Below are 24,874 nucleotides of genomic sequence, written 5' to 3' on the forward strand. Positions count from 1 at the left end.
AAATTAAATTTCATTATCTTTTAAAAATAAATAAACAATAACCAAGGTAATTATTCAGGTAAATTCCTAAAATATATTCGTAAAAGTAAAAAACCCGCTAACTAACGTTAACAGGTTTTCATGAATCACTTAACCAACCAGCAATCGGTTCCACTCGGGATGACGCTTCAAATAGATGCCTACATAAGTGCACAACGGTATCAATTTGAGATCGCGTTCCTCGAGATATTGAAACGTTTTTTCCACAATGGCTTCTGCTACGCCTTTGCCTTTGAGTTCGGAAGGTACTTCGGTATGGATAAGGTAAACCTTGTTGCCTTTTTGCTTATAATCTATAAATGCCCTGTGTCCGTCAACAGTTAGCTCAAAGTTGTGAATCTCCTCATTGTTAATCAGGGCCATATCTTCGTAATTGTTCATATTAAGATGAGGGTGTTGGCCAAATCAATCTCGTCCTGCGTTATAGTGTGTGGCCTGCCAGGGTAAACTTTTAGGGTAACGCTGGCTTTATGCTGCTGTAAAATCGTAACACTTTCCTCAACACGGCTCAGTGGCACATGTGGATCAGGGTTGCCGGTAGTTATCAATATGGGCGTACCGTCAAAGTTACCGGTGTAGTTTGCTAAGTTAAGCTGTTCGCCAACAAGTCCGCCAGTAAAAGCTATGGCACCTCCAAATCGCCGGGCGTTCCGGGCAATGTATTCCAACGTTAAACAGGCTCCTTGCGAAAAACCCATGAAAAAAATCTTTTCTTCGGGAATACCATCTTTTACAATCTGTTGCACAAGGTCGCCTATTACTTGTAAGGCAGAATCTAATGCGGGCTCATTTTGCTCATCGGGCGCCATGAAGCTGTATGGATACCAGCTATCATTGGTGGCTTGTGGTGCGTAAAGTGCAAAGCTGGCCACGTTAAGTTCGCGTGCAAGCGACAGGATGTTGGAAGCTGTGCCTCCCCTGCCGTGCAGCATAACCAATGCCCCTTTAGCCGTAGCTGCCGGGGCACCGGCTGTTTTATATTGATTGCTGTGCGTGTACATAAATTATACTAATTTAGGCAAGGTAGTTTCTAAACTGGCTCGGTGTTCTTCATACTGTGCAGGCAGCTTTAAATGTTCGCCTAAGCTTTCTACAGGTTCGTCTACGCTAAAACCGGGGTTATCGGTAGCTAATTCGAACAACACGCCACCCGGTTCGCGGAAGTATAAAGAATAGAAATAGTTACGGTCTATTTTATCGGTGATATGTAAGCCTAAGTTGGCTATTTTTTCACGGTAAAACATCAATGCTTCCTCATTTTTAACTCTAAAAGCCACATGGTGAACCGAACCTCCGGCTACATGACCGGCAACTTCGCCTGCTACTTCAACCAGATCAATAATAGCCGCATTTTCCACAGTATCAGTAATAAAGCGGTAGCGATTAACGTGTTGCTCTAACAAACGGTAGCCAAATACACCGGTCAAAATATCGGCAGTGGGCTGCATTTTGTTGGTGGTGATGGTTACGTTGTAGAAACCTTTGGTGGCATTCTCGGCCTTCACTTCGTCGGTTTCCCAAGGCAAGCGGGTATCCGGGGTTTTAGAGGCGATTAGTTCCAGCTTCAACCCATCAGGATCAAGGAAAGTTAAATAAGGCTGACCAAATTTTTCGGCAACTTTATTATACGTCACGTTGTGATCTTCAAAGCGTTTCAACCAAAAATCGAAGCTATTTTCGGGTACTGAGTAACCAATTTCGGTTGCCTGGCGTGCGCCACGACGGCCGGTTTGTATGTTTTCCCAGGGGAAGAAGGTAAGAATAGTGCCCGGTGTACCTTCCTTATCACCATAGTATAAGTGGTAGGTTTGCGGATCGTCGAAGTTGACGGTCTTCTTTACAAGGCGTAAACCTAATACCTTGGTGTAGAAATCAAAATTGCGTTTTGCGTTACCTGCAATAGCTGTAATGTGGTGGATGCCGTTTACTGTATGTTCCATGATGATGATTTTTAAATCTGTTTTGTTTTGATGATTCAAATGTCGGCATCTACAGAGGGTTTACACTTAAGGTAGATTAAGAAATCACAGAACTTCATCAAATGCTCATTTTTCTTTATAAAACTTCATATTTCTTCATCTTTTCAATGTTGAACATAGAGAAGGCAAAAAAGAAGCCATGTCACAATCAAGCTGCAACATGGCTTCAATAAAAGTTGAGCAAATGGGTGCTTAATTTAGCTTTATCTCTACCCGGCGATTTAAGGCGCGGCTTTCTTCAGACGTATTGGTGGTAAGCGGCATACTTTCACCATATCCTTTAACAACCAAATTTGCGCCGTTTACCCCTGCATTTACCAGGTAAGACTTTACTGAATTTGCCCGGTCTTCTGAGAGCGATAGGTTATGTGCGGCTGTGCCTTCGGCCGACGAATGGCCGTTGATCACAAACCTGGCCGAAGGGTCTTTTTTGATCTCTGCGGCTGCCTTGTCCAAAATTTCATAAGAGCCGGTTTTTAATACAGCCGAATTAAACTCGAACTGGATATTCTTGAAGTTAAAATCGGGCTTTGGTGGTGTTGGCGCAGGCTCCTCTTTGGGTGGAGCCGCAGGTGCAGGCCTGGCCGGTGGAGGTGCTGGTTGCGTTGGTTGAGCTGGCGGTGCAGGCTTTGTTGCTATCTTCTTTGTTTTACAGGCTTCGACCGATAATGACAATACGGCCGCAGCAACTAATACATGAACTTTGGTGAGTTTCATAAGATGTAATTTTTGCTAACATAAAAAACATCATGAAAAATACCTAAGCCAAGGGTAATATTTACATTTATTTAACCTGTGCAACCGGCCAACCCTTTTCCCATCTGAGTTTTGTAATGCGGAGTTTAGAGATACCCTTATCGGCTGCGTCATAGCCGTGGAAGATGAGGTAATTGGTACCGTTGAAGGTGCACACTGCATTATGCCCTACGCCGTACCAGTTTTCATCGCCTGCGAGTAATATATTGCCCCCGCCTTGTGCTAAGGGTTCACCCTGCTTATCTACGTATGGACCCAAAAGACTTTTAGCACGGCCTACCATCATTTTATAGGTGCTTTTAGGCCCCTTACAGCAGTAATCGGCAGAAAAGAAAAGGTAATAGTAGCTGCCCTTTTTAAAAATGAACGGCGCCTCAATAGCATTACCGCCGGCATCAACCGGGTTAATATCTATTGCTTTAGAGTTATCTACCGAAGCTTTAACTACCCGGCTGGCTATGGTAGGAATATGTTCGAGGCTTTGCGCCAGGCTAATGCGATCTTTATTTAACTTCACTATTTTAAGGCCTCCCCAAAACGAGCCGAAAGTAAGGTAAGGCGTACCATCTTTATTAACCACCAAGTTAGGGTCAATAGCATTCCAGTTGGTTTTGCCGGGGATGGATTGAATGAGCTTGCCATGATCTGTCCATAAATAATCGGGACTGGCGGTGTTGAGCGTTTTATTGGTAGCTACGCCAATGCAGGAAGTGTTTTTGCCAAATGCCGATACAGAATAATATATATAGTATTGTCCGTTATAGTAAGAGATGTCGGGTGCCCATATGTGTCCCTTAAAACCGGGCACCGCCTCCACGGCCCATTGCGGCGGTGTGGCAAAAACGGGTTGTTCTGCTTTCCAGTGTTGCATATCGGTAGAACTCCAGCTGGCTATGCCCCTGCCGGTACAGTACAAATGGTAAACGGAATCTTGTTTGATCATCACCGGATCGTGAACCGAGATATCGGTAGGTAGTGTTTGCGCGTGGCTGCCATTGCTCATCATTAAAGCGCCGAAAACTAACACAACAAACCTCAAATAGGTAAGATCATAAATCATAGCATCAAAGATAAGATTTTGATACTGTGACAGCCCGCATAATACTGCTGTATAAACTCTTGCTAAACAAATTAAAAAGAGTACATGGATTCATGAGCGGCAACTCCTTATATAGTTTAAGATTACACCTTTAAATTTCTTCTAACTGCGGACTGCATTGCAAAATAATATTTAATCAGCATTTTACAAAGCCATGGCGCTGAGCGATGAATGCGAGGCTGCTTTGCATTCATCGTATTTAAAAGAGTGCTACTTATTTAACAGCTCATCGGCCCTGAAAACATTATCTGCCGATTGCAGCAACTTGCCCATGAGCTTGGAATTGTAATTAGGGTGAGCTTTAACAAAGTCTTCGACCATTTGGGCGGCCTCGTGGCTTTGGTAGCGCCCTAAAATACTACCCGTCCATGCCTGCGGAAAAAATATGTCACCCGTTTTTTGGATCTCTTCGAGCATATTCATGCTTTCGGGCAAATATTTAACAGAAGTTTTTTGCCGTAAAGGGTGATGCAGGTACGATAAAGCCGTGGTTACCCAAGCCTCTTTTTGCCGGTTGCTGCGCTCGTGCAGGCTGTTGAAAAAGCTGTCCCTCTCCTGCTCGTTTAATGATAAGGCCGGCATTAAAAAGTCTAAACGTTTTTTACGATCGGTATTGGTGATGCGCAACTGCTGCTGTTTTAATACAGCAGTTGCGGTATCACTTTTAAGGGCAATGGTAAGCGCCAGCGAGGTGTATTCATCTTCAGAAAGCTTAACGCCTGCTGGTGGTTGCTGCTGCTGCCAAATGCGGTATATATTGCTTTGTGCCGCGGGTGTAAGGTAAATATCCTGGTAGGTTTTAAACAGGATCTTTTTTTGATTGACCTGCGTTTGCTGCTGCATGGCATTCCATAATGTTTGCTCGAGCGATGCCGCCATGCTTTGACGAACAGCAGGCAGCGTAAATCCCCAATAAATGCTGGATATGTAGCCGGTAATAAGCCGCAGGTTCATTTCATCCTTTTCGCGGGTTAAGCCATCGGTAAGCAGGGTGAGCAGTTCTGCAGGTTTGAAATAACGGCCCGCCAACATATTTTCGTAAGCCGCAATATAAGCTGATGCCCGCTGCAGCGGACTTTGAATGTTGTACAAATTGCCAATGATACCATTATCTGTAGGAAACAAACCGTAGCCCATACCATTAGCGTTGAATAAGATATACGCAGGCTTAACAAGACCCGCAGCATCTTTCAACTCCACCGAAGCTTTATCCATATCTACAACTATGGTCTTCACATGATCGGCATAGGCCAGTGTTATACTGAATACCTGCGGCCAAATGCGCATAGCGCCGTTCTCGGGCTTTTGGGTAAGGGTTAAACGGCTAATCTTATTACCGGTGTAGGTAATGTTGTAATCAAACTGCGGCCTTCCGGGCTGGTTTACCCACACCTTGTTCCAGTCATATAAATTAAATTTAGTGTGCTTGCTTAGTATGGCTATCAGGTCGTTCCAGGTGGCATTGTTGTAGGCGTATTTTTTCAGATACTCCTGAATACCCTGCCTGAAGTTTTCTTTTCCCATCAGCAGTTCCAGCTGCCGCATCATGATGGGTGCTTTGTGGTAAATAATGTTGCCGTACATAGAACCTGCTTCCTGCAAATTATCCAGTTGCTGGCGTATGGGGTTAGCGCCCTGCGTACGGTCAACACCGTAAGCGGCCGGGTAATGGTCCTGCAAAAATTTCAAATCGAAGGTTTCACTGCCCATCATTTTCTCGGTCACCTTGTCGGCCATAAAGTTGGCAAACACCTCTTTCATCCATACATCGTTAAACCACTCCATGGTCACCATATCGCCAAACCACATATGCGCCGTTTCGTGCGATATCAAATTGGCCCGGCTAATGAATTCTTCCTTGGTGGCCCCGTCATCTAAAAACAAACTTGAAGCTTTATATTGCACCACGCCCGGATGCTCCATGCCGCCGAACTGAAAATCAGGAATGGCAACGAAACCAACCTTTTGAAAAGGAAATTTAATGCCGGTCCATTGCTCTAAAAAGCCAATGGCATTTTGATGGGCTATAAATACAGAATCAGTACTCAGCCTGATCTTGGCGGCATCGGTTTCGCGGTACAGGAATTCTGCCGGCCGGTTGCCTACCATTTTTTTAACCACATGATATTTACCGGCCGTAAATGAAAACAGGTAAGTACTTAGCTTATCTGAATTTTCGAAATGAAAAGTGGTGCGGTCGCCATTTGTAGTAGAATCGCGCTTGGTTCCGTTGGCCAGCACCCGCCAGCCTGTGGGCACCTGCATGGTGAGTTTGAACCGAGCTTTCAGATCGGGCTGATCAAAACATGGAAATGCTGTGCGGGCATGGTCGGGCACGAAGAGCGCATACAGGTAATCGTCATTCCGGTTGAGCGACTGATCGCCCGCAACAAATATGATGGCTAACTCATTTTTACCTTGATGAAGATATTTAGCCGGAATAACAAGGTGTTCTTCCTGAAGTTGAATGGCTACTTCCTGCCCATTTACCACCAGGCGTTTAACATGATCGGCAGATTGCTTGAAATCCAACTGTAAGGGCTGGCTCGTTTTAGCAAGTTCGAAAGAGATACTTTCCTTACCATTAATGGGCTGCGATTTTTGAGCAGGAACAGTTAGTTCGAGCACATAGTTTAAATTGCTGATGACCGAATGGCGATAAGTAGCCAGCGCCAGGGAAACACCGGGCTCCACCTCAACGGGTTTAGCGGCAGGCTGCGCTGAAGCCTCAGAACCCAATGCCAAGCAGATAACCAGATATTTTATATAAGTATTTACGTTGATCATTTTTAATATAATATATTAATGCCCCATCATTTGCAGGATAGTTCCTGCACTCATCCAGGTCATGGTACCTACCACCATAAGGCCAAGCACAGTGAGCCATAAGGGCTGTTTATACATACCCACAATGCGGGTGCGGTAAGCTGCAATAAGCATAACGCCCAAAGCTATAGGGAGTATAAAGCCGTTAACAGCCCCTACTGTTAACAATATTTTTACCGGTTTACCAATGGTTAGAAAGATGATGCAGGCTACTATGATGAAACCAATAATGATTTCCCGGTTGAGCTTTAATATTAATGGGTGGAAGCTCTTGATAAAAGACACCGAGGTATAAGCCGAACCAACCACAGATGATATGCCGGCAGCCCATATAACCACTCCAAATAGTTTATAACCTAATTCGCCACTGGCCAGTCTGAACACGGATGCTGCCGGGTTTGCCGGGTCTAATTTCCCTCCTGCCGAAATTACGCCCAGTGCCGCCACGAACAAAAGTATCCGCATTATTGAAGCCAGTCCAATGGCGCTCAACGCACCACGGTTTATAGCCGGTAAGTTTTCCTGGCCGGTTTGGCGGGCATCCAGCAAGCGGTGAGCGCCAGCAAACGTAATGTAACCGCCCACTGTACCGCCTACAATAGTCAACACCGCTGTAAAGCTAAACTTGGTTGGATTAACCGACCGTACAACCGCCTCGGCCAGCGGTGGGTTGCTGATGTAGGCAATATACAGTGCCAATAGTATTTTGAGCATCCCCATACATTTGGCAAAAACATCCATGGCCTTACCTGCCTCGCGGTAAACAAAAATGCCAATGGCCACAATAGCACTCATTACAGCCCCCTGGCCAACGCTTACACCAAACAAAACGTTTAAGCCTAAACCCGCCCCCGCAATGTTGCCAATGTTAAAGGCCAGGCCGCCTAAGAATACCAGGAAGGAAATAAAGTAGCCCAAGCCGGGAAAGACCTGGTTGGCAATGTCTTGCGCAGGCTTATCAGCTACGGCTATAATGCGCCATATGTTGAGCTGTGCAATAGCATCCAGTATGATAGACAGCAGAATGATGAAACTAAAACTGGCTCCCAACTGCGCTGTAAATACAGCGGTTTGCGTTAAAAAACCCGGACCTATGGCCGATGATGCCATAAGGAAGGCTGCGCCTATGAGTACGCTCCAGTTAAACTTGGTTTTCATGCACCCGGCGCTTTAATGGTTATACCCTCCTGTTTCAGGCGTTGGTTTATTTTTTGGGCAAATTCTACAGCATGAGTCCCATCGCCGTGCAGGCAAAGTGTTTCGGCTTTAAGCGGGATGGTTTCCTGATCAACCGATGTGACTTGTTGCTGCTTCACCATCATTAACACTTGTTGTATAGACTGTTGCTCATCCGTAATCAAAGCATTGCTTTGGCTGCGCGGGGTAAGTGAGCCGTCGTTTTGATAAGTGCGATCGGCAAAAACTTCGGAGGCTGTTGTGAGGCCCAAATTGTTTGCGGCAGCTATCATTTCGCTGCCTGCCAATGCATAGAGTATCAAAGCGGGATCAAAATCATGCACAGCCTGAGCTATCGCTCTTGCCAGGCTTGCATCTTTAGCCGCCATATTGTAGAGCGCCCCGTGTGCTTTTACATGATGCAGCTTCCCTCCTGCTGCTCTTACAAAACTATACAAAGCGCCAATTTGATAAAGGGTAATCTGGTAAGCTTCGTTGGCCGATATCTTCATTTCGCGGCGTCCAAAGCCCTGCAGATCGGGCAGGCCGGGATGCGCACCGATGGCCACTCCTTTCTTGAGAGCCATGCTTACGGTATACTGCATTACGCCAGGGTCGCCTGCATGGAAACCACAAGCTATATTGGCCGAAGTGATATGGTCAAAAAGTATGTCATCATTGGGCATGGGGTAATTGCCAAAGGCTTCGCCCATATCACAATTCAAATCAATAGTTTGCATGTTGTATTATCTTAAAATTTGCTTTGTACAGCATATGTTAATTGATGCAGGTATTGTTCCTGTTCAAGATACAGTATTTCGGCTTCCTGCCGGCTAATTTCTTTAAAATTGATGGCATCGCCAGGCTTTAGCTGCCCGCACAAAGGCATATCAACGGCAGCCACTTGCGCTATGCGCGGGTAACCGCCCGTGGTTTGGCAATCGGCCATTAAGAGCACCAGTCCCCCATTGCCGGTTACTTGTATGGTGCCGGGCACAACAGCGGTAGAAAGTAGTTCTTTGGCTGCGTATCTCTGCATCAGCGGCCCCTCTAAATGATACCCCATACGATTACTGCGCATACTTAACTGATAAGGTGCAGACAGAAAATTAACAATAGAAGGTGCATTAAACCAGGTAAACTCCATACCAGGCACCACGCGGATAGTTTTTGTACCTGTCCCAGGCAGCGGTGCAATGGTCCATTTAGGTTGATTAATCTGTTCACCTTTCAACGCATCAAAAATCTTCTTCGAAATGGGCGACAACTGATCCAGGCTATCCAGCACATCGCCAACTTGTAAAGCCCTCCCCTGGTATCCTCCTAAAGCGGCGACTAAGCATGTACTGCGGCTACCCAGCACAACCGGCACATTCCAGCCGCCTGCTATGGCCAGGTAAGTACGGCTGCCTGAAGAATCGTTGACCAATCGAACAGTGTTACCCGCAGGTATAAACACAGGTCGGTTAGCTAAAAGGATGTGGTTATCAATTTTGAGTACGGCACCACCGCCTGCATAAGAAATCAGGATATTGGTTTCGGCAGTAAAAGTCGCAGCGGCGTACGTAAATTCAATAACGGCCTCATCACCTGCATTACCAACGGCTATGTTGGCTATCCTGGCCGACGCCATGTCCATTGCGCCCGAAACGGGTACAGCTTGCGACAGGTATTGCCTGCGGCCCATATCCTGCACCGTGCTCAATAATCCGGGGTTCATGATTCTTATCTGCATTAAGCCCGGGTGTTGTATTGTTTAAATTCGGATGCCGAAATAGGCTTAAACACCACCTCATCGCCAGCACTTAGCAGTGAGGGTTGTGCACGGGTGGCAGCGAACATTTTTAACGGGGTTTGACCTATAATTTGCCAGCCACCGGGCGTTTGCAGCGGATAAACTCCTGTTTGTTTGCCCGCAATGCCTACCGAGCCAGGAGCTATGGCGGGGCGGGGCGACAGCTTTCGTGGGTTGGCTAAAGCGCTGTTCATACCGCCGAGGTAAGCAAAGCCCGGCACAAAGCCAATCATAAATACTTTGTAAACAGCGCTGCTATGCAATTCTATTACCTGCAGGGCTGTCAACTGGTTAACCCTGGCCACTTCATCTAAATCGGGACCGTAGATGTTTCCATAGCATACCGGGATAGTAACCAGACTTCCAGATTTAACGTCCTGATCAATTGCCCGTTGTTGGAGGCCAGTTAAATAATCAGCAACTTTGGTAAAGCAGTCTTGGCCCGGTAAACCTGATCTGATGACCAGCACCGGATCGAAAAATACACTGATGGTTGCATACCCTGGAACGGTAGTTTGAAAACCACTGAATGGATACTGATGAATAGCGGTATTAAACCGACTGATTTTTTGCAATAGATCTTCGCTAATTTCTTCCCCAAACTCCAAGGTCACCGCATACTCGCTCAGGTAATGAGCAGTGAAACTGCTTTGAAAATTATTTGGCGCTTGCATTCACCGACTAATATAATTATTTGCTTTTAGACGCTTAGTGCTGCATCATAAAAATTACATCGGTTAAGGTCGCCTAAAAATTACTAACATAAAAAATTTATTCTTTTGATGTAGAAGTCTACGACAATGGACAAACCCTATTCATGACAAAATAAATCTTATATTTTATTGATTAATTATTGTTTTACAATAATTAATCAATATTTTTGCAACACAATAATTACTGATATGAAATCTGTTCACTTCATCGCTAAAATCCTTTTGCACCTGTCCAGGCTTCTGGCAATGATCTATTTTATCACCTTTGTTTATGCACTAATTAGTCTTGAAGGCAAATCGGCCTCAGTATTGCTGCATGATGCTAATAGTCAATTTATCATTTATCTACCTTTTACGCATATCCCATTCCTGCTTGGATTTTATAACCCCATATACATCTGGGTGGAGTTTTTGCCACTCTTTATATTGTACGCGTTTTTCTTTGTATTACTGAGCTATGTGTTTGGTGTATTTACACAAGAGCGGCTGTTTACGCATAGAGGTTATCATTACCTACGCGTATTTTACCTGGCCAACTTTACCCTCCCTGTCATTATGCTTTTCTTAACAGAATTACTTAGCGAGGCCAGTTTTGATGCCTGGGGTATTGTAGGGCTTCATTTGCTGCTGGGTATTTTCATTTTCTTTATGGCTGCTATTTTCAAGCAAGGCCTCAAACTTCAGGACGAACAGGATCTAATTTTCTAAATACTATGCCAATTGTTGTTAATGTTGATGTAATGCTGGCTAAACGCAAAATGCAAAGTAAGGATCTGGCAGAAAAATTGGGCATCACGCCAGCTAACTTTTCCATTCTTAAAACCGGAAAGGCTAAAGGTATCAGGTTTGATACTTTGAGTGCGATCTGCGAGATCTTGAATTGTCAGCCGGGCGATGTGTTGGAATTTGTACCTGATAACATATGATTCGCTAAAATCTAAATTTAATAATCTGATATGACATCAAGACTAATGATTGTCCTGGTAATTATAGTACTGGGTAGGGCTTCTTTTGCCCAAACTAAAGTAAACCGGATAGATAGTTTACTCGGGGCACTTTACGAAAAAGGTAAACTGAATGGTAATGTGCTTGTTGCCGAAAAAGGTAAGATAATCTACCTCAAAAGCTTTGGTATAGCTAATGAAGCTACCGGCGGGAAGCTTAATGAAAACACCATTTTTGAACTGGCTTCGTGCTCCAAGCAATTTACCGCCATGGCTATTATGATCTTGAAAGAGCAAGGAAAGTTAAACCTGGATGACCCTATGGCGAAGTACCTGCCAAAACTTGCCTTTTACGATAAGATAACTATACGCAACCTCTTGAATCATACAGGCGGCTTACAAGATTATCTGAGCATTATGGATACTGTTTTTGACAAGCATCAAATTGCTGTGAATGAAGATATCATCAACATTTTCGCTAAGCTTAAGCCAGCGCTTGAGTTTACGCCGGGCACGCAATTTAAATACAGTAATACAGGTTATGCGTTGCTGGCTTTCATTATAGAAAAAGCATCGGGCGAAAGTTATGCCAGCTTCTTGAAGAAGCGCATTTTTGAGCCTTTGCATATGCAGCATACATTGGTGTACAATAGAAGGCTGCACCCCAAAAAAGTTGACAATTATGCGTTTGGATATATTTATTCCAAGTACTTAGGAAAATACCTCCTGCCAGATTCTATTGAAAAGGCTAAAGTAGTATACTGGCTGGATGGCGTAGTGGGCGACGGCACCGTTAATTCTACAGTACTGGATTTGCTTAAATGGGACCGCGCACTTTATACCAATATGCTGCTCTCTAAAAAAGATATGCAGCAGATTTTTGCTCCGGCCAAACTCATCGACGGCACCCTTACCAAATACGGCTTTGGCTGGAAGATAGAGCAACATTCAGACTATGGCAAAATTGTAAGGCATAGCGGCGGATGGCCCGGGTATAAAAGCGATATAGAAAGACACACCGATTATGATAAGACCATCATCGTTTTACAAAACCATTATGATACTGCCGAACCAACCAAGGCTATCAGGAGCATCTTGTATGATCAACCAATAACATTACCCTAATAAAAGTTAGAAACGCTAAGAAGTAATACCTCAATCTAAAACAGAAACCGTAAGCTTAATAATATCATCAAAGGTGCTTTCCTCATTGGTTGATTTTGCGGTTACACGCATTCCTTTTAAGGCATTGAAAATGAACCGGGCCAGCGCACGGGAATCCTGTTGGTTGGTAATCTCGCCACTGTCTTTACCTTTTTGTATCACCTTAAAAAAAGCGTCTTCCATTTGCTTATCATTATTGCAAACAAGCTTATTCACTTCAGCATCGTGCGGAGCTACTTCTACCTCGGCGTTTACCAAAAAACAGCCTTTTTGCTGCTTATCTCCCAGCATTGCTGTTGAAGCAAATTCAAGCAGTTTTTTTATGGTTTCCTTAGCCGATGAGGTATGCTCAATAATATCCTGAAGACCACTTAAACCATTACTTTGGTAACTCTCCAGGGCTTTAACAAACAGGGTGTGCTTGTCGGTATAGGTATCGTACAAGCTTGACCGGCTAATGCATAAGCCGTCTACCAAATCCTGCATAGAAGTGCCATTGTATCCCTTATACCAAAAAATTTGTATGGCTTTGGTCAACACTTCATTCTCATCAAAATCTTTCGTTCTCGCCATAAACTCAAAATAGCTTTACCTTTAAGGCAAAGCTATTCATTTTAAATTAATACTGGATAATTCGGGGTAATTACCTCACGCCGCCGCCAGCCAGTAATATTTCACCAGTTAACCAGCGTGCGTCTTCCGAAGCTAAAAATACAGCTACGTCGGCAATATCATCGGGCTGGCCAACGCGGCCTAATGGTGTAGTACGTACTACCTCGGTTTGCATTTCGCTACCAATAATACCGGCAGTATGTGTACCTTCAGTTTCAACCATGCCAGGGTTAATTGAGTTAACCCTAATTTTTTTACCGGCAAGTTCTTTGGCTAATACGTGGGTTATACTATCAACCGCGCCCTTAGTGGCTGTATAAATGGAGCTGCCAACCGGCGCTATGGCACTCACTACCGAACCTATATTGATAATGCTGCCGCCATTAGCGTTAAAGTTTTTAACGGCGCCTTTAGTAGTAAGTAAAAGGCCCAGTACGTTGGTATCAAATTGTTGGTGAAAATCTTCGGCGGTTATCTCTTCAATCCCACCAAACTTGTAAACACCGGCATTATTCACCAAAATATCAACTGCACCAAAGGCCTTTTGTGTTTCATCAAATATGCGGGTAATATCGGCTTCGTTGGTTACGTTGCCCTGTACGGCAATGGCCTTGCCACCGTTTGTGGTAATTTCGGCCACTACGGCATCTGCCCCTGCTTTTGCAGAAGAATAGTTAACTACAACGCTGGCGCCTGCTTCGGCAAGATGTTTAGCAATACCGGCACCTATTCCTTTTGATGCTCCGGTTACAACGGCAACTTTATTTTCTAATTTTTTCATGATAACGAGTGATTATTTTTCAATTTTTGGAATAATCGTTCCGCAAATATATACTCATAACGGAACGATAGTTCCGTTATTTATTTTTATTAGTTAGCTATGACAATCATAGTAGGAGATGATTCTTAAATGAGGGCACATGTCACCTGTAAGACGTTGCTTTGTAGTGTTTTTACTATATAACCAAAGTTCTTTGATCTAATAAACAGGCCTATGCTTAATCGTAAGTAAGTTACCCCCACTTCAAAAAGCAGCTAAAACATAATTTGCGTGATCAGGTTAAAATAGGATGCGCCTTATTTTGTTATTTATTGCTGCTAACCTATTTTTTTGTGCCGGTGCAAGAGCCATACAAACGACTGATACCGCCCGTAAGCAAGTGGATTCCTTCCGTAACGTTGCGCTTGATAAGCAGTCGATAGAATTACAAAGGCTTAAGACCAAGCATGAGGCCGATTCGCTTCGCGAGCAACAGTTGAAGCAGCAAATACAAGCTCTGCGCTCTACCGATAATTTAAAAAAAGAATCGTTGGCCCGCGAGTTATCTGCCCTACGCTCGGCAGATTCGGTAAGGCTGGCGCAACAAAAACGCAGGGTAGATTCGCTCCGCAGTATTGTAAAGGGCTTCCCGGTTAAACCGTTTTTAGATACCCTTTTTATAGTTTACAGCAAGCAGGGAAGCTTTACCGCCGGCGAAAGAGCCGAAGCCGTAGAAGCACGCATACGTAAACTTGAAGACAATTTTCGCTTTACGCCCGACTCGCTGCAGCTTGTCTCCTCAGAAAGCACGACTGACTTGGTCTATGGCGGTAACCTGATTATTGCGGTATCGGAACAGGATGCTCTTTGGATGAATAAAACCCGTGCACAGCTGGCCGCGCAGTATAAAATGATTATTGGCCGCGCCGTAGTTAGCTATCAACAACAAACCAGCTGGCAAACCCTGCTTAAAGAAGCCGGCCTCGCATTACTGGTTATCATAACGCTCATTGTAGTTATCTATTTAATAAACAGGCTCTTCAAAAAGCTTAACACCTGGATAACATCACTTAATGGAACCTGGATAAACGGAGTACGCATCAGGAATTATGAATTACTTAACAGTACTCAGGAAACAGGTTTCATTGTTTCGGCAGTCAGGATAATTAAATGGATTGTAATTTTGATTGCGGTTTATTTGGCCCTGCCTGTGCTTTTCGGCATATTTCCGTGGACCAGGGATATATCGGCACAATTACTGAATTATATAACCGGCCCTATCAAGAAGATCTTGGCAGCCATATGGGGTTACATGCCTAACTTTTTCACCATTGCCATTTTGGTTATTGTTTTCAGGTATGTGCTTCGCTTTTTACGTTTTCTAAAAAATGAGATTGAGGGTGGCGCGCTGCGCATCCCCGGTTTTTATGCCGATTGGGCCAGCCCTACTTATCAAATTATACGGGTGCTGGTGTTGGCATTTATGCTCATTGTTATTTTCCCTTACATGCCGGGGTCAGACTCGCCTATATTTAAAGGTGTTTCTGTTTTTGTGGGTGTATTGTTCACTTTTGGTTCGGCAGGTGCCTTAGGTAACCTCGTAGCCGGGCTGGTACTTACTTATATGCGGGCCTTTCGTATTGGCGACCGCGTCAAAATTGGCGAAGTTAGCGGCGACATTATTGAACGCACTTTGCTGGTTACACGCATTCGCACCACTAAAAACGAGATCATCTCTATCCCTAATTCTACCGTGATGAACAGCCATACGGTAAATTACAGCAGCGATGCTCCCGAAAAAGGCCTTATTCTTTATACCACCGTAACAGTGGGCTATGATATTGCCTGGCGCCAGGTATATGATTTGCTCACCAAAGCTGCCCACCGTACCGAACTCATTGAAAAAGAACCAGCCCCATTTGTGCTGCAGTTGAGCCTTGACGACTATTACATTACCTACCAGCTTAACACTTATACCAAGCACCCCAACCGCCAGGCTGTAATTTATACCCGCTTGTATGAAAATGTTCAGGATGTATTTATTGAAGCCGGCATTGAGCTAATGTCACCGCATTTTTATGCATTGAGAGATGGGCACGAGATCAACATCCCGAAACAGTTTCGCAAGGCAGACGCATCCAGGGCCGGTATTAAAGTTGATTTGAACAATAAAAGAGACAAAATTTGATGAATGTATTTGCCATAATAACAGCCCTTACTGCCGTAAGTGCACTGTTTAGTTATATTAATGCCCGTTGGATACGCCTGCCTGGTGTAATTGGTGTAATGCTACTATCAATGATAACTGCTGTGCTAACGCTGGTTGCAGGTAAGTCTTTCCCAATTATAACTAACATAGTACACGACCTGGACCGGGAGATAGATTTTTCAAAAGCGTTACTCGATGTATTGCTCGGCTTTTTGCTCTTTGCCAGCGCACTTCACTTTGATATCAACCGCCTGCGCGAAGGTTTGCGCAGTGTACTTACAATAAGTACCGTAGGAGTCATAATCTCTACACTTTTATTTGCCGGGATGATGTTCGAACTGGCACCTTTAATGGGTGTTAGCCTACCCATGATCTATTGCCTGTTGTTTGGGGCACTGGTATCTCCTACCGATGCGGTTGCGGTAGCCGCCTTGCTCAAAAAATCTAAAATGCCGGCACGGCTGGAAACCATTATTTCGGGCGAATCTTTGTTTAACGATGGCATTGGCTTGGTACTATTTGTTACATTTTTGGAACTTGCCCAAACGCCCGATAAATCATTCCATTTGCAGGAAGTGGCCTTGCTGTTTGCAACAGAAGTTTTTGGTGGCCTTATACTGGGCGCAGTTACAGGTTGGATAGCTTACCGGCTAATGCGTTCCATTGATGATTTTCAAACTGTTGTTCTGTTATCGCTTACGCTGGTGATGTCTATTTCGGCTATTGGCAGCGCTTTGCATGTGTCTGTTCCATTAGCGGTTGTAGCTGCAGGTTTGCTGGTTGGCAGCCACCCGGTAAGTAAAGACCCCGATTCGCCAATAAACGATTACCTTGGCCGCATTTGGAAAGTACTGGACGACCTGCTCAACACCGTGTTGTTTGTACTGATAGGCTTGCAATTAGTATCAATAAAAATCAATAACAGCTACCTGCTTATTGGTGCAATTGGTATTGTTATTCTATTGTTAGCAAGAGCATTAAGCATCATATTACCGGTCATGCTATTAAAACGAACCCTGCACCTACGCTATAACAGTATTACCATTTTAACCTGGGGCGGTTTGCGCGGCGGCATATCGGTAGCGCTGGCCCTGTCCTTGCCCGAATCTCCTTACCGGCCCATTATCCTTGGCGGGAGCTTCGTTATTGTAGTATTCTCGGTAATGGTGCAGGGGCTTACCTTAAACAAATTGGTTAACCGTTTATTGGGTAGTAACCCTGCATAATTTTAATGATATACTGATGATACATACCTGTTCTATTTGAAACTGATCCAGTCTACCTCTGCAGTTGAGCCTTTAGCAACAACAACGAGATCATGAATACCGGATCTAACCATTTTAACCGGCACTGATAAATCTTGCCAAGTGTTTCCTTTATTAACTTTAACAACTGCAATTACCGGCCCCGAAGCCGAACCTTCCCTTACCTCGATGGTGCCGCCTTTGGTCGACCATACTCTTATCGATAGATTTTTTACTGGTTTTTTGTTAAAGTTTACACTGTTGTATTTGATCCAGCCACTCTTGGTAGCGGGTAAAATACTTTTCCAGCCTTCAAACGTATGGGCGGTGTCTATAAAATCTACGGTGGCATCTTCTCCTTTATGGCTGTATCGGTCTAACTGAATTTTGGCCGTTGCCTGCGTAACACCTACGCCGCGGAAAGTGGGAACCACTTTTTTGATGGTACCATCGGTATTAAAGAAAAGACTATCGGCGCGAATTGACCGGTTCTTATCAAAGCTGGGCGAAAGATCATTACTGTGATAGAACAAATAGTGCTGACCTTTAAACTCTATAATGGAGTGGTGGTTAGTCCAGCAACCGGTAGGGTTTTCGTCCATAATTACACCGGTAAATTTAAACGGCCCCAGCGGACTTTTACTAGTTGCGTATTCCAGGCGCTCAATCTTGTTTTCAACATGCGGATATGTTAGGTAATAAGTGCCTTTGTATTTATACATATATGGTCCTTCTTTAAGACCTTTGGTTGGCAGATCGCTTAATGTTTTTACACCGTCCTCAATTTCAAGCATATTGCTTTTGAGCTTGGCGCCGTAAATGTTTCCCTGCGACCAGTACAGGTAAGCCTGTCCGTCATCGTCCATAAAAACATTAGGATCTATGCCTAACACGCCTTTAATAGGCGTTTCTTCGGGTTTGAAGGGGCCGGTGGGTGCATCGGCTACGGCTACTCCAACAGCAAAATGACCGCGGCCGCCCACAGAATCGGGCTTGGTGGTGGTTGGGAAATAAAAGTAGTACTTGCCGTTGCGTAAAATACAATCGGGTGCCCACATGCTGTAAGAAGCCGGATCGGCCCAGGGTACGCGAGTTTGGCTCACGATCATACCGTGGTCGGTCCAGTCGGTAAGGTTGGCCGATGAAAATACGTGATAGTCTTCCATTACAAACCAGCCCGCACGACCGTGACCAGGCGTTGCCTTTATATCGTGCGAGGGATAAACATAAACTCTTCCGTTAAAAACCCTGGCCGATGGATCGGCCGTGAATTGATTGGTGATGAGCGGGTTTTGCGCCTTCACCGTTAGGGTTATCAAAATAGCAGATACAGCGCACAGCCAGTATTTAAGTTGTTTCATTATAGATTATTCTATTTTTAATAGGTAGTAACGTGGTTTAGTTGATCCATTTATTGCGTTTCATCCAGTCGAATAATGGCACCGACCAATCGGGCATACCGAAGATGAAACCATGACCGCCTTTGGCAAAAAGATGTAGCTCGGCAGGCACTTTTTGCTGACGAAGTTTTTCATAAAAAACGATGGAATTATCTACATCAACCACCTGGTCATCGCCGGTGTGGGTAAGGTAAGTAGGTGGTGTGTTGGCATCCACCTGCAATTCGTTAGAATAAAGATCAATAACCTGCGCGGATGGATGATCGCCTAAAAGGTTTCTTCGCGAATCGGCATGAGTAAGTTTATCCTGCATACTAATAACGGGATAAACCAGCACGGCAAAGTCGGGCCTCAAATTGGTGTTGTTGGTATTCTGGATAACAGGATGGCTGTAATGAGTTGCAAGCGTTGATGCCAGATGCCCGCCGGCAGAAAAGCCTACCACGCCTATTTTATGTACATCAAGGTTCCATTTAGCTGCATTTTCGCGAATGAGCTTGATGGCTTGCTGCGCATCTTGCAATGGCCCGATGGTTTTATCCATCATGAGTGAATCGTCGGGCAAGCGGTATTTGAGCACGAAAGCTGTAATACCCCTTTTGGCAAAGGCCTTTGCCGTAGCTACACCCTCACCTGCAAAAACTAAAACTTTATAACTACCACCCGGACAAATCAACACAGCAGCACCATTGGCCGTTCCGCTCTCCGGACGGTAAATTTCTACCGACGGCCTGATAACCCGGTAAATCAAGCCGGGCGAAAGTTTACCCGGTAAGGGGTTTGGCTTACCTTGCCGAGAGTTAGGGACAGGTCCGCTATACAAAGCCAAGGTATCTTGTGCTTTAACTTGCAGCGACATTACTATCGTAAGTGCTCCAATAAACGTGGTTATCCTAATTTTCATGATAGTGATAAAAGATAGTTAGCGATATTGCAATTAATCGACATCAGGTATTTTATGACCTAACAGCGCCAGCATTTTAACACCGTACCTTTTTCCAAGTTTACGGCAACCTTCGGCAGTAAAGTGCAGCCTGTCTTTAGCGCAGGTACAACCCGCCGATGAAACAACATGAGCGTTTGGAATAACCTCAGGCAGCTTTGCAATAATTTTATTCATGGATGCACAAGCCCCTCCCTGGTCAGCATTCACCAGTTCGCCGGCCAGCAAAGGCACAGCTTTGGCCTTTAAATTTAAATCGTTGATGAGGTTCGTATAAATGCCGTTTACCTTTTGTGTCCACAAGGTATCGTTGGTGTTAGATTCGCCCTGGTGCAGCAGTATACCTTTAATTACACCTACCTTTTGCGCCATTTTTGCCAGCTCTACTAAACGGGCATAAGGGTCATTGTTGTATTCGGCGGCCATTTTCTTCATCCAATCGGGTGCTGTTTCAATGTACGATTGGTGATTGTCTTTATCAAAGATCTCAATTTTAGATCCGGCCACAGCAACATTGATAATGCCTATCTTTACTTTGGCCGGTAAATTGGCCAGCATTGTCCGTCCAAAATAGTCGGCCGGGGTTAAGCCTGTATTGCAACGGCACAGTGGTGGCACGGCATCATACCAAGCATTTTTTACCCGGTTCCTTTCCGGGCAGTCTACAGCTTGTAATAACTTGAAACGATTATTAGGCAACGTATCCTGTGGCTCAAAGCGGGCGTTACCTTCCATGTTCGATTGACCGAAGCACAGGAATATGTAGAAGTTTTTATCCTGTGCAAAGCCTTGCAAACTAAGCAGCAGTGTGAATAGAAAAAGTAGTGTAATACGCTTATTTAACATAAAATTATCAGTCTTTAAATATAAGTGCGGCAAACTGGTTTAACGACCGTCTCCAGGTTTGCCATTCGTGCGCCGTACCCGGCGATTCGTAATAAACGTGCTTAATGCCCGCCTTTTCTAAGGCCGTATGAAACCCTTTTACCCCATTGTACATCCGCTCGGGTTCAGTAGTACCAATGCTGATGTACACTACCTTCATTTTGTTGTTGAAGCTTTTAGCATCGGCCCAAATGCCATTGTACATTTTTGTAATATCAGTATCGGGCTGCAAAAAGCTCGCACCACTGAAACCGCCCACGTAAGCAAACAGGTCGGGATTGGTCATGGTGGTTTGGAATGTTTGGAAGCCGCCCATCGAAAGCCCCGCCATTGCGCGGTGCCCCTTATCGGCAATTGTTCTGAACGAACGGTCCATAAAGGGTATTATTTCTTTCACCAAAACTTCAGGAAAAATGTTACCTGCCATTCCGGCTCCATTACCGGCAGGCTTTGAAGGATCGGTGGCGTAACCTCTATCCATCACTATGATCATCGGCGTAGCTTTCTTTTCCGCAATAAGGTTATCCATAATGTAATTCATCTTACCCTGGGTTGCCCAACCGGTTTCATCTTCGCCCGATCCATGCTGCAAATACATTACCGGGTAACGTTTGCTCCCTTCATCATACCCGGCAGGTGTGTAAACATATGCCTTACGCCAGGCTTTGGTAAGGTCAGAGTAGTAGTTAACTAAGCGAACTTGTCCGTGAGGTACGTTTTTTAACTCGTAAAAATTGCCGTCTGGATCAGGTATATCAATGCCGCTGGCCATGCGGCCCATGCCGTAAAAGGTTTGGCTGGCCGGGTCAACTACGGGCATACCATCAATAATCAGTGAATAATAGTGAAAACCAAGCGGTATAGGATCGGTAGTAACCGTCCAAAAGCCACCAGTATCTTTTTGCATAGGAAACTTTTTGGTAAGATCAATCACCATTTCTTTAGCCTGCGGTGCTTTGATCCTGAACATAACCCTATTATCGGGCAGCAGCTGTGGATATTTTACACCAGGAATATTGGTTGATGCCGGTACGCCAGAAGGCGCGGCACCATACATTGGAAAAATTGAAACGTTTACCGGCTTAAACAGCATTTGTGAAAACATATATAAGCCATTTTTCCAAACCTTAAAATCGTGTACACCCGGTTCAATGAAATAAATATGCGGCACTTCTTTAGCGGCCAGGTAGTCATGCGTTCGTTTGCTGAAACTGAGCAGATTATCGCTTGCACCGCAGGATATGAACAGCAACTTTAACTGCTTACGGGTTTTATCAGCATCGGGAACTAAAACTTCGGGTGCTTTAGTATTGGGTGCTGCCGAAAACGCTCCTACCCAGGCAAATTTATCGAGGTTACCCAAACCAAAGTTGAGCGACTGCCCGCCCCCCATTGACAGGCCGGCAATAGCACGATGTTCCCGGTCTTTCAACACAGGAAAGTGACCGTCAACATAAGGAATTAAATCGGTTAGCAGATCTTTTTCGAAAGTGGCGAAGGCTGCTACCTTATCGGGTGCCATGATATTGCCGGTTGCACGGTCGTCTTTCATGGCACGGCCGTTAGGCATAACTACAATCATAGGCACCAACTTGCCCTGTGCATACAAATTATCTAAAATAATTTGCGGCTGACCACCATTATACCATTCCTTTTCATCGCCGCCTATACCATGCAGAAGGTAAAGCACGGGGTATTTTTTGCTTTTGTTGTAAGCAGGTGGCGTGTATACTAATGCACGGCGGTTGGTACCTACTGTTGCAGAAACATAAGTTAGGGTATCAATTTTTCCGTGCGGCGCCCCTAATTGCATCGCATCAAAACCTGCCGGGGCCGGAGATACCATACTTTGCGAGTGGGCTACAGAAAGACTTAGGGTTAATGCCGTAGTAAACAGCAAATACTTGTGCACAGCAACCGCGGATAGACGGGTACGCGTCAATTTAGGTTTATAAATAGTTTCCATTGGTATTATAAATATGTACGGTTCTGGTTACAAAAATGGTCGCTCGTTATTAACACAATCGATTGCAATTTAGATTATAAAGATGGTGAATCAGCTTCATAATTTATAAAAATATTTCTTGTAATTAATATTGCCCGCTACGCGAAACTTAGGTTTAATTGGGTTTACAAGTGTAAGCATTCAAAAGTATAATCTCTTGAAAGATAGATGCCTTTCATTTATTCAATTTTATATATCAAATGTTCAATAAATGAAAGCCTGCTATCAAGTAAACGCGCAATTATTTGAGTATGAGACTGGTGAAGCACGTTGAACATCTGCTCTATTTTAATATTTTATCGTATCACTTTAAAAGAAGAGAGATCATCATATTTGATGTCGGGTGCTCATACTCTTATACCTTTTTTAGTAAGGTTATTATAATTTGGTTTTAAAGGACGGCGCGAGGCTGCCCTTTATATTATCATGTAGAGCAACATGACTAAGCTTTTATAATCGGCTTATATATGCTTATCATCTTTATGTTGAGGCTTACCTTAACTCATAGATAATGAACATATTTCCTATCAATTAATCCAATTTGAGCCCCACTCCATATAGCAGCTTGTGTAAATTTACTAAATGTCCGAAGCCAGAACGGACTTAACCAACCAATTTATTTACCAATATTATCCTGATCATGATGAAGAAACAATTATGTTGTCTTTTAACAGCAGCTGTTATTTTTGTTAGTTGTAAAAAAAGCACGGTAACCACCAATATTGCCGAAGAAAGTACCGGGAGCCAAAAACAAACCCAGGCATTAGCCACTATTAATGCTTCGGCATTACAGCAAAATATACGTGGATTTGGTGGTGCCAGCATACGCGGATGGATAGCCGACCTTACCTCCGATCAACGCACCAAGGCCTTTTCCGTTAACAATGGCATTGGCTTGAGCGTATTACGCGTGCGGGTTCCTTTTAACAGCGCAGACTTTGCCGCCGAAAAGCCTACCATTGATGCTGCCAAAGCTAATGGAGCCATGGTGGTTGCTACTGCCTGGACTGCCCCAGCATCGATGAAAACCAGCAACAATATTGTTGGCGGCAAATTGAAAACCACTTCTTATGCCGACTATGCAGCACATTTAAAATCATTTGTTACTGCAGTGGGCGGTGTTTCGGCCATAAGCCCCTGTAACGAGCCAGATTGGGTTACCGACTACGAATCGATGAACCCTACGGCTACCGAACTGGCCGATTTTGTGGCAGCACAGGGATCAAACTGCGGTGCCCCTATTATGGCTCCCGAGCCGCTGGGCATGAGCCAGACTTACATTAACAGCTACCTGAGCAATCCAACTGCCAAATCTAAAACCAGCTATGTATGCGGACATATTTACGGCGCTACTCCCACCGTGCTTAATACCGGTAAGGAAACCTGGATGACCGAACATTACTATGACACCAACGATGCCAATATTTGGAGCGGTGCTTTAAACACAGCTAAAGAAATTCATGATTGTATGAATGCCGGTTACAATATGTATGTGTGGTGGTATATACGCAGAAGTTACGGATTTTTGGATGAAAGCGGTAATGTTACCAAACGCGGTTATGCTATTGCACATTTTGCTAAATGGGTACGCCCAGGAGCAAATAAAATTTCATGTACGTCAAATCCTACACCAGGTGTATACGTAACTGCGTATAAAAACGGTTCGCAAATTGTAACGGTTATCATTAACCAAAACACTGCTACTACCTATCAAAACTTTACGTTAAGCGGTGCAACAATTTCAGGCTTCAATCGCTATGTTACCACCAGCGGTGCCAACCTGGCAGCTAACACCCTCGGCGTTTCAGGAGGTAGCTTTGGCCTAAACCTGGCACCATCGAGCATTACCACTTTGGTTTCTTACTAAAACAATGAAACCCCTGTCGACTGGCCGACAGGGGTTTCATGTTTTAGGTTTAGGAAAAGATTTTGGGGTTTATTAAATTGGCCGACTTCTCTTAGTTAGGCAATGCTTAACCGGTCTACATAATTATCCTTTAACGATGAGCCGCGAATAATAAGTTCATACCCTATTTCAACTTTAAATGGCTGCAACTTGTAAACATCGCGGTATTTAATCTGATTAATAATTTGCGAAGCTGCAACCTGCCTTAATTGATAGCGTTGAAAGTTGATCCCCGTCACATGGTGGATCTAAAACCGGCGCTGCCAAACCTCCGAAAGTAACAATGCCGAAATCGCCCGGAACTTTATAGCCGTTACTTTTTATCGGTGTAATCACTTAAATTTCAAATTAAAAGAGACTAAAGTTTACTAACTCCACTTGAAGCATCTCTTAGCGTATTTGCTGACCCATTTTTAACA

General features: G+C 44.3%; 23 protein-coding genes. 6 read left to right on the forward strand and 17 right to left on the reverse strand.

Annotation, left to right across the window (positions count from 1 at the left end; all coding sequences use genetic code 11):
- Nucleotides 1-129 precede the first annotated feature (129 nt).
- The 10 genes from IEV61_RS16775 to pxpB all read right to left on the reverse strand — a co-directional run bounded on the left by IEV61_RS16775 (nt 130) and on the right by pxpB (nt 10,344).
- Entirely contained in the window at nt 130-420 is a 291-nt protein-coding gene (locus IEV61_RS16775) for a GNAT family N-acetyltransferase (RefSeq protein ID WP_188418205.1), read from the reverse strand.
- Nucleotides 417-1,040 (reverse strand): alpha/beta hydrolase, encoded by a 624-nt coding sequence (locus IEV61_RS16780; protein WP_188418206.1) that lies wholly within the window; start codon nt 1,038-1,040, stop codon nt 417-419. The genes IEV61_RS16775 and IEV61_RS16780 overlap by 4 nt, the downstream gene beginning before the upstream one ends.
- Nucleotides 1,041-1,043: 3 nt before the next feature.
- On the reverse strand, nt 1,044-1,979 hold the full coding sequence (locus IEV61_RS16785) for a ring-cleaving dioxygenase (RefSeq protein ID WP_188418207.1): 936 nt from the start codon (nt 1,977-1,979) through the stop codon (nt 1,044-1,046).
- A gap of 231 nt (nt 1,980-2,210) precedes the next feature.
- A complete protein-coding gene (locus IEV61_RS16790; protein ID WP_188418208.1) occupies nt 2,211-2,735 on the reverse strand; it encodes an OmpA family protein in 525 nt (174 codons plus the stop codon).
- A gap of 67 nt (nt 2,736-2,802) precedes the next feature.
- Nucleotides 2,803-3,834, reverse strand: a complete 1,032-nt coding sequence (locus tag IEV61_RS16795; RefSeq protein WP_229747184.1) for a family 43 glycosylhydrolase — start codon at nt 3,832-3,834, stop codon at nt 2,803-2,805.
- Nucleotides 3,835-4,083: 249 nt separating this feature from the next.
- On the reverse strand, nt 4,084-6,660 hold the full coding sequence (locus IEV61_RS16800) for a M1 family metallopeptidase (RefSeq protein ID WP_188418209.1): 2,577 nt from the start codon (nt 6,658-6,660) through the stop codon (nt 4,084-4,086).
- 15 nt (nt 6,661-6,675) lie between these two features.
- Nucleotides 6,676-7,857, reverse strand: a complete 1,182-nt coding sequence (locus tag IEV61_RS16805) for an NRAMP family divalent metal transporter (protein ID WP_188418210.1) — start codon at nt 7,855-7,857, stop codon at nt 6,676-6,678.
- Nucleotides 7,854-8,615 (reverse strand): LamB/YcsF family protein, encoded by a 762-nt coding sequence (locus IEV61_RS16810; RefSeq protein ID WP_188418211.1) that lies wholly within the window; start codon nt 8,613-8,615, stop codon nt 7,854-7,856. The genes IEV61_RS16805 and IEV61_RS16810 overlap by 4 nt, the downstream gene beginning before the upstream one ends.
- Nucleotides 8,616-8,626: 11 nt before the next feature.
- The gene (locus IEV61_RS16815; RefSeq protein ID WP_188418212.1) at nt 8,627-9,610 is read right to left on the reverse strand and encodes a 5-oxoprolinase subunit C family protein; all 984 of its coding nucleotides are present in this window, start codon (nt 9,608-9,610) and stop codon (nt 8,627-8,629) included.
- Nucleotides 9,610-10,344, reverse strand: coding sequence for a 5-oxoprolinase subunit PxpB (gene pxpB / locus IEV61_RS16820; protein WP_188418213.1), 735 nt, complete (start codon nt 10,342-10,344; stop codon nt 9,610-9,612). Before pxpB ends, IEV61_RS16815 begins: the two co-directional genes overlap by 1 nt.
- 228 nt (nt 10,345-10,572) lie before the next feature.
- On the opposite strand from pxpB, the gene IEV61_RS16825 reads away from it, so the two are divergent.
- Genes IEV61_RS16825 through IEV61_RS16835 form a run of 3 tightly spaced genes read left to right on the forward strand, consistent with a single transcriptional unit; the run spans nt 10,573 to nt 12,452 of the window.
- Nucleotides 10,573-11,091, forward strand: a complete 519-nt coding sequence (locus IEV61_RS16825; RefSeq protein ID WP_188418214.1) for a DUF2975 domain-containing protein — start codon at nt 10,573-10,575, stop codon at nt 11,089-11,091.
- Nucleotides 11,092-11,096: 5 nt separating this feature from the next.
- Nucleotides 11,097-11,309 carry a helix-turn-helix domain-containing protein gene (locus IEV61_RS16830; RefSeq protein ID WP_188418215.1) on the forward strand — a complete coding sequence of 71 codons (213 nt, stop codon included), beginning with the start codon at nt 11,097-11,099 and terminating at the stop codon, nt 11,307-11,309.
- Nucleotides 11,310-11,339: 30 nt separating this feature from the next.
- Nucleotides 11,340-12,452 carry a serine hydrolase domain-containing protein gene (locus IEV61_RS16835; RefSeq protein WP_188418216.1) on the forward strand — a complete coding sequence of 371 codons (1,113 nt, stop codon included), beginning with the start codon at nt 11,340-11,342 and terminating at the stop codon, nt 12,450-12,452.
- 30 nt (nt 12,453-12,482) lie between these two features.
- On the opposite strand, the gene IEV61_RS16840 is transcribed toward IEV61_RS16835, so the two are convergent.
- Together IEV61_RS16840 and IEV61_RS16845 are read right to left on the reverse strand one after the other, a co-directional pair.
- On the reverse strand, nt 12,483-13,064 hold the full coding sequence (locus IEV61_RS16840; protein WP_188418217.1) for a TetR/AcrR family transcriptional regulator: 582 nt from the start codon (nt 13,062-13,064) through the stop codon (nt 12,483-12,485).
- Nucleotides 13,065-13,134: 70 nt separating this feature from the next.
- Complete coding sequence (locus tag IEV61_RS16845) at nt 13,135-13,884, reverse strand: SDR family NAD(P)-dependent oxidoreductase (RefSeq protein ID WP_188418218.1); 750 nt, start codon at nt 13,882-13,884, stop codon at nt 13,135-13,137.
- A gap of 289 nt (nt 13,885-14,173) precedes the next feature.
- Here IEV61_RS16845 and IEV61_RS16850 point away from each other — a divergent pair, with 289 nt between their 5' ends.
- Both IEV61_RS16850 and IEV61_RS16855 read left to right on the forward strand, forming a co-directional pair.
- Nucleotides 14,174-16,051 (forward strand): mechanosensitive ion channel family protein, encoded by a 1,878-nt coding sequence (locus IEV61_RS16850; RefSeq protein WP_188418219.1) that lies wholly within the window; start codon nt 14,174-14,176, stop codon nt 16,049-16,051.
- Nucleotides 16,051-17,298 carry a cation:proton antiporter gene (locus tag IEV61_RS16855; protein ID WP_188418220.1) on the forward strand — a complete coding sequence of 416 codons (1,248 nt, stop codon included), beginning with the start codon at nt 16,051-16,053 and terminating at the stop codon, nt 17,296-17,298. Before IEV61_RS16850 ends, IEV61_RS16855 begins: the two co-directional genes overlap by 1 nt.
- Nucleotides 17,299-17,330: 32 nt before the next feature.
- Here IEV61_RS16855 and IEV61_RS16860 read toward each other — a convergent pair whose 3' ends face one another.
- Genes IEV61_RS16860 through IEV61_RS16875 form a run of 4 tightly spaced genes read right to left on the reverse strand, consistent with a single transcriptional unit; the run spans nt 17,331 to nt 22,510 of the window.
- Nucleotides 17,331-18,677 (reverse strand): family 43 glycosylhydrolase, encoded by a 1,347-nt coding sequence (locus IEV61_RS16860; RefSeq protein ID WP_188418221.1) that lies wholly within the window; start codon nt 18,675-18,677, stop codon nt 17,331-17,333.
- A 37-nt stretch (nt 18,678-18,714) separates the two neighbouring features.
- Nucleotides 18,715-19,620: an alpha/beta hydrolase gene (locus IEV61_RS16865; RefSeq protein WP_188418222.1), complete on the reverse strand. Its 906-nt coding sequence runs from the start codon at nt 19,618-19,620 to the stop codon at nt 18,715-18,717.
- Between the two features lie 33 nt (nt 19,621-19,653).
- Nucleotides 19,654-20,505: a sialate O-acetylesterase gene (locus IEV61_RS16870; protein WP_188418223.1), complete on the reverse strand. Its 852-nt coding sequence runs from the start codon at nt 20,503-20,505 to the stop codon at nt 19,654-19,656.
- A gap of 7 nt (nt 20,506-20,512) precedes the next feature.
- The gene (locus IEV61_RS16875; protein ID WP_188418224.1) at nt 20,513-22,510 is read right to left on the reverse strand and encodes an alpha/beta hydrolase-fold protein; all 1,998 of its coding nucleotides are present in this window, start codon (nt 22,508-22,510) and stop codon (nt 20,513-20,515) included.
- Between the two features lie 679 nt (nt 22,511-23,189).
- Between IEV61_RS16875 and IEV61_RS16880 the strand changes: the two genes are divergently transcribed.
- Nucleotides 23,190-24,416: a glycoside hydrolase gene (locus IEV61_RS16880; protein ID WP_188418225.1), complete on the forward strand. Its 1,227-nt coding sequence runs from the start codon at nt 23,190-23,192 to the stop codon at nt 24,414-24,416.
- Between the two features lie 95 nt (nt 24,417-24,511).
- On the opposite strand, the gene IEV61_RS16885 is transcribed toward IEV61_RS16880, so the two are convergent.
- Entirely contained in the window at nt 24,512-24,694 is a 183-nt protein-coding gene (locus tag IEV61_RS16885; protein WP_188418226.1) for a hypothetical protein, read from the reverse strand.
- Nucleotides 24,695-24,874 lie beyond the last annotated feature (180 nt).

Origin of the sequence: Mucilaginibacter galii, from assembly GCF_014635825.1 — a bacterium.
Taxonomy (GTDB): Bacteria; Bacteroidota; Bacteroidia; order Sphingobacteriales; family Sphingobacteriaceae; genus Mucilaginibacter; species Mucilaginibacter galii.

Bases quoted from the DNA above. Each gene is read 5' to 3' on its own strand.
- IEV61_RS16775 (WP_188418205.1), bottom strand. From the start codon at position 420: ATGAACAATTACGAAGATATGGCCCTGATTAACAATGAGGAGATTCAC.
- IEV61_RS16780 (WP_188418206.1), bottom strand. From the start codon at position 1,040: ATGTACACGCACAGCAATCAATATAAAACAGCCGGTGCCCCGGCAGCT.
- IEV61_RS16785 (WP_188418207.1), bottom strand. From the start codon at position 1,979: ATGGAACATACAGTAAACGGCATCCACCACATTACAGCTATTGCAGGT.
- IEV61_RS16790 (WP_188418208.1), bottom strand. From the start codon at position 2,735: ATGAAACTCACCAAAGTTCATGTATTAGTTGCTGCGGCCGTATTGTCA.
- IEV61_RS16795 (WP_229747184.1), bottom strand. From the start codon at position 3,834: ATGATTTATGATCTTACCTATTTGAGGTTTGTTGTGTTAGTTTTCGGC.
- IEV61_RS16800 (WP_188418209.1), bottom strand. From the start codon at position 6,660: ATGATCAACGTAAATACTTATATAAAATATCTGGTTATCTGCTTGGCA.
- IEV61_RS16805 (WP_188418210.1), bottom strand. From the start codon at position 7,857: ATGAAAACCAAGTTTAACTGGAGCGTACTCATAGGCGCAGCCTTCCTT.
- IEV61_RS16810 (WP_188418211.1), bottom strand. From the start codon at position 8,615: ATGCAAACTATTGATTTGAATTGTGATATGGGCGAAGCCTTTGGCAAT.
- IEV61_RS16815 (WP_188418212.1), bottom strand. From the start codon at position 9,610: ATGCAGATAAGAATCATGAACCCCGGATTATTGAGCACGGTGCAGGAT.
- pxpB (WP_188418213.1), bottom strand. From the start codon at position 10,344: ATGCAAGCGCCAAATAATTTTCAAAGCAGTTTCACTGCTCATTACCTG.
- IEV61_RS16825 (WP_188418214.1), top strand. From the start codon at position 10,573: ATGAAATCTGTTCACTTCATCGCTAAAATCCTTTTGCACCTGTCCAGG.
- IEV61_RS16830 (WP_188418215.1), top strand. From the start codon at position 11,097: ATGCCAATTGTTGTTAATGTTGATGTAATGCTGGCTAAACGCAAAATG.
- IEV61_RS16835 (WP_188418216.1), top strand. From the start codon at position 11,340: ATGACATCAAGACTAATGATTGTCCTGGTAATTATAGTACTGGGTAGG.
- IEV61_RS16840 (WP_188418217.1), bottom strand. From the start codon at position 13,064: ATGGCGAGAACGAAAGATTTTGATGAGAATGAAGTGTTGACCAAAGCC.
- IEV61_RS16845 (WP_188418218.1), bottom strand. From the start codon at position 13,884: ATGAAAAAATTAGAAAATAAAGTTGCCGTTGTAACCGGAGCATCAAAA.
- IEV61_RS16850 (WP_188418219.1), top strand. From the start codon at position 14,174: ATGCGCCTTATTTTGTTATTTATTGCTGCTAACCTATTTTTTTGTGCC.
- IEV61_RS16855 (WP_188418220.1), top strand. From the start codon at position 16,051: ATGAATGTATTTGCCATAATAACAGCCCTTACTGCCGTAAGTGCACTG.
- IEV61_RS16860 (WP_188418221.1), bottom strand. From the start codon at position 18,677: ATGAAACAACTTAAATACTGGCTGTGCGCTGTATCTGCTATTTTGATA.
- IEV61_RS16865 (WP_188418222.1), bottom strand. From the start codon at position 19,620: ATGAAAATTAGGATAACCACGTTTATTGGAGCACTTACGATAGTAATG.
- IEV61_RS16870 (WP_188418223.1), bottom strand. From the start codon at position 20,505: ATGTTAAATAAGCGTATTACACTACTTTTTCTATTCACACTGCTGCTT.
- IEV61_RS16875 (WP_188418224.1), bottom strand. From the start codon at position 22,510: ATGGAAACTATTTATAAACCTAAATTGACGCGTACCCGTCTATCCGCG.
- IEV61_RS16880 (WP_188418225.1), top strand. From the start codon at position 23,190: ATGATGAAGAAACAATTATGTTGTCTTTTAACAGCAGCTGTTATTTTT.